Annotated in this window: 3 protein-coding genes and 1 pseudogene; 1 reads left to right on the top strand and 3 read right to left on the bottom strand. The window is 67.9% G+C overall.

Features of this window, described 5'->3' with window-relative positions; all coding sequences use genetic code 11:
- From V7067_RS16225 to V7067_RS16215, 3 genes are all read right to left on the bottom strand, one after another.
- The coding region (locus V7067_RS16225) for a homoserine dehydrogenase (protein ID WP_334176937.1) at positions 1-712 on the bottom strand (712 nt) is incomplete at its 3' end.
- 220 nt (positions 713-932) lie between these two features.
- Positions 933-2,150, bottom strand: a complete 1,218-nt coding sequence (locus V7067_RS16220; RefSeq protein WP_334176936.1) for an LL-diaminopimelate aminotransferase — start codon at positions 2,148-2,150, stop codon at positions 933-935.
- Positions 2,151-2,506: 356 nt separating this feature from the next.
- A complete protein-coding gene (locus tag V7067_RS16215) occupies positions 2,507-2,983 on the bottom strand; it encodes a hypothetical protein (protein WP_334176935.1) in 477 nt (158 codons plus the stop codon).
- Between the two features lie 332 nt (positions 2,984-3,315).
- Here V7067_RS16215 and V7067_RS16210 point away from each other — a divergent pair.
- Positions 3,316-3,861: pseudogene (locus V7067_RS16210) on the top strand (class I poly(R)-hydroxyalkanoic acid synthase); the annotation flags it as partial.

Here is a 3,861-nt window from a genome sequence, read left to right as displayed (position 1 = left end):
TGTCGTCCGGGGTGATGGCGGAAATGCCCTCGATCAGCATCGAGTCGGTTTCGACCTCGGTGCCGAAGGCAAGGCTGGTCAGCAGCGCCAGCTTGTGGGCGGTATCGAAGCCCTCGACATCGAAAGTCGGGTCGGCTTCGGCATAACCCAGACGCTGCGCTTCGGCGAGGCAGGTGGCAAAGTCCAGCCCCTCACGCTCCATGCGGGTCAGGATATAGTTGCAGGTGCCGTTCAGGATGCCGTAGACGCGGCTGATGCGGTTGCCCGCCAGCGCCTCGCGCAGACAGCGCACGATGGGAATGCCGCCGGCCACCGCCGCCTCGAAGCCGACCGACGATCCGGTCTCGTCGGCCCTGCGGGCCACGGCGTTGCCATGGCGGGCCAGCAGCGCCTTGTTGGCGGTCACCACCGGCAGGCCGCGGCCGACCGCCGCATCCACCGCCGCCTTCGCCGCCCCGCCCTCGCCGCCGATCACCTCCACCAGCACATCGATGCCGTTGGACATGGCCAGCGAGGGCGCGTCGTCGTACCAGCTCACGCCCGAGAGATCGACGCCGCGATCCTTGTTGCGCGTGCGCGCGCTGACCGCCGTGACCACGATCGGCCGCCCGCACCGGGCTTCCAGCTCGGCGCGCTGACGATCCAGAAGGCGGACAACGGCAACGCCGACAGTACCAAGGCCGGCAAGGCCAACTCGCAGGGGCTCAACCATCCCGGTTGTCAATCCTAGAGGGCAGTCGCGCGGAAGGGCCTGAGTCGCCGGGCGCGGCTGCGGGGAGTGAGAATAACGGCAAGCGGGCCGGCAGGCACCGCGACCGATCGCAGCCCCCCACCCGGCCGCGTGCCACGGCCATTCCGGCGTGGGCCGCTCATCCCGCTTCAGAACCCCTTGCCGCCGGGGCGGCAGGGGGTCCGGGCAGAGGCCCGCGCCATCAGCGCGCAGCGCTGATCGGGATGACGTTGTGCAATGTTTCCTCAGCCGTTTCAAGGAAGCGACGAAGATTTCGCGCCGCCTGGCGGATGCGCTGTTCGTTTTCAACCAGCGCGATGCGCACATAGCTGTCGCCATGCTCGCCAAAGCCGAGGCCGGGCGAAACGGCAACGTCGGCCTTCTCCAGCAGAAGCTTGGAGAATTCCAGCGACCCGAGATGACGGAATGCCGGCGGAATCGGTGCCCACGCAAACATCGAGGCCCGCGGCGACGGCACGTCCCAGCCGGCGCGGCCGAAGGAATCGACCAGAATGTCGCGGCGGCGGCGATAGATGTCGCGCACTTCCTGAATGGCCGCGTCGCCGCCGTTGAGCGCCGCCGTGGCGGCCACCTGAATCGGCGTGAAGGCGCCATAATCGAGATAGGACTTCACCCGCGTCAGCGCCGCGATGAGCCGCTCGTTGCCCACCGCAAAGCCCATGCGCCAGCCGGGCATGGAGAACGTCTTCGACATGGAGGTGAATTCGGCTGCGACATCCATCGCGCCCGGCACCTGCAGCACCGAGGGCGGCGGCTCGTTGTCGAAGTAGATTTCCGAATACGCGAGATCCGACAGCACGAAAATCTCGTGCTTGCGGGCGAAGGCCACGACATCGCGATAGAAATCGAGGTCGGCCACGGCCGCCGTCGGGTTGGCCGGATAGCACAGGATGACGGCGATCGGCTTGGGGATGGAGTGCACCACCGCGCGCTCCAGCGCGTGGAAGAACTCCGGCCCCGGATCGGCCGGCACGGAGCGCACCACACCGCCGGCCATCAGGAAGCCGAAAGCGTGAATCGGATAGCTCGGATTGGGCACCAGCACCACGTCGCCGGGCGCGGTGATGGCCTGCGCCATGTTGGCGAAGCCTTCCTTCGAACCGAGCGTCGCCACGACCTGCGTGTCGGGATTGAGCTTCACGCCGAAACGGCGTTCGTAATAGGCCGCCTGCGCGCGGCGCAGGCCGGCAATGCCCTTGGAGGCCGAATAGCGGTGGGTGCGCGGGTGCTGCACCGCCTCGCACAGCTTGTCGACGATATATTGCGGCGTCGGCAGATCGGGATTGCCCATGCCGAGATCGATGATATCGGCACCGGCAGCTCGCGCGCTCGCCTTCAGCCGATTGACCTGCTCGAAGACATAGGGCGGCAAGCGCCGGATTTTATGGAACTCGTCCATTGCCTCAACCTCGGTTATTTTCTTGTCTGTATTCAAACAAAGCTCTGTATTCACCCAGAGCCGGAAGCCCGCGCGCCTGAAACGCCGCAGCCTTTCCGAATGCCTTTCAGGCGGAGCCGGTTGCTTTCTGCCTGCCGGGCGGGCTGTCTGATCCGCCCAGAATGCGGCACGCATGGGGCAACAGCGCAGCGGCAGCGGCCTGAAGGGCGATTTCTACCACTGTTCGCCCCGGCGCGCACGCGCCTTCGCCCGCCGGCGCGCCGCGCGCGGGCGCAAACGGGCGCCCGGCGGCCTGATGCACCGTCATCTTGCGCAATGGCGGCGGCCGGCGCCTCAGCCGGCCGGCGGCCGGCCGCTCAGTTGGTTGCGCCGGCGTCGAAATCCGGGTCGGCGGCGCCGGGCACCAGCGGCGGCTGCGTTTCCGCCCCGGTCTGGCTGCTGCCGCCGCCCTCGATGGCGGCGCGGGCATCGTCGGCGTGGGTGGCCCCGATCTTCTGCAGCTCTTCCGGCGAGCCCACGGTGCCGGGCGCCGATGCGGCGATGGCCTTGCCGCGGTCGGCCTTCTTTTCCATCTTGTCGCGGAAGGCCTGCTGCTGGTCGCCGGTCATGCGCTGCGGCGGACTGGCGACCGGGCGATAGGACAGGTTGGGATAGCCGTCCGGCTGGGTTTCGGGAATCACCACGCCCTGCGGCGGCGCCTTGGGCCGGAAGCTGATGTCGATGACGCGCGAGGTCGGATCGTTGCTGCACCCGGCCGCCAGCAGCAGAACGGCACCGGCGCACAGCGCGCCGAAGCGGCGGTACGCCGCCGGGAGGATAACTGAAGACTTCATGCGCAGGGCCGATCCGTTGCTCTCGACACCGCCGCCGGGCCGGCGGCCGCCGGCAGCCCCCTGCCCGGCCGGCCACCCCGACCGGCAGCAACGGCCGGCAGCGGCACCGGCACCTGCGACCATAGCCGACCGCGGCCGGATCGCAAAGGCGCCGCCCCGGCGGGGAGCGCCGCGATGCCGCACCCGTCAGCCCCCGCGCCGGCTCTGTTGATGAGCCTGCCGGTTGTCAGAACGCCTTCTTCCGGTCCTATTATAGCGTCTGAACGACGCCGGAGCGCAACTGCAACGGCAACGCGGGGTTCCGTGCCCCGCGCCCCAGGGAGCGGCAAGCGATGAGCGAGCGGAACGATAATCCGCTGTACAAATACATTGTGCAGGACCCCGAGGCTTTTGCGAACAACATTGCCCGGTTCATCGAAGAGGGCGGTAAGGCCGTTGCGGCCTATATAGAGCCCCGCGAGAAGGGCGAGAAGTCCATCCGCGTCGCCGACGATATCGCCGAAGTCATGAAGACGATCGGCCAGATCAGCGAATACTGGCTTTCCGACCCCAAGCGCGCGGTGGAAGCGCAGGCGCGGTTGTGGACCGGCTACATGAATCTGTGGGACCAGTCGCTGCGGCGCATGATGGGCGAGACCGCCCGCCCGGCCGCCGAGCCGGATGCCCGCGACCGCCGCTTCCGCGATCCGGAATGGTCGGACAACCAGTTCTTCGATTTCCTCAAGCAGGCCTATCTCATCACCACCCGCTGGGCCGATGCGCTTGTGGACGATGCCCACGGCCTCGACGACCACACCCGCCAGAAGGCGGCGTTCTATATCCGCCAGATCGCCAACGCGATCTCGCCCTCCAACTTCGTGCTGACCAACCCGGAACTG

It is taken from the genome of Pseudoxanthobacter sp., from assembly GCF_036822375.1.
In the GTDB taxonomy this organism is placed as follows: domain Bacteria; phylum Pseudomonadota; class Alphaproteobacteria; order Rhizobiales; family Segnochrobactraceae; genus Pseudoxanthobacter.
This window is presented reverse-complemented; position numbering and strand designations above follow the sequence as displayed.

Excerpts from the sequence above, each read along its gene's own strand:
- V7067_RS16220 (WP_334176936.1), bottom strand. The coding sequence starts at position 2,150 with ATGGACGAGTTCCATAAAATCCGGCGCTTGCCGCCCTATGTCTTCGAG.
- V7067_RS16215 (WP_334176935.1), bottom strand. The coding sequence starts at position 2,983 with ATGAAGTCTTCAGTTATCCTCCCGGCGGCGTACCGCCGCTTCGGCGCG.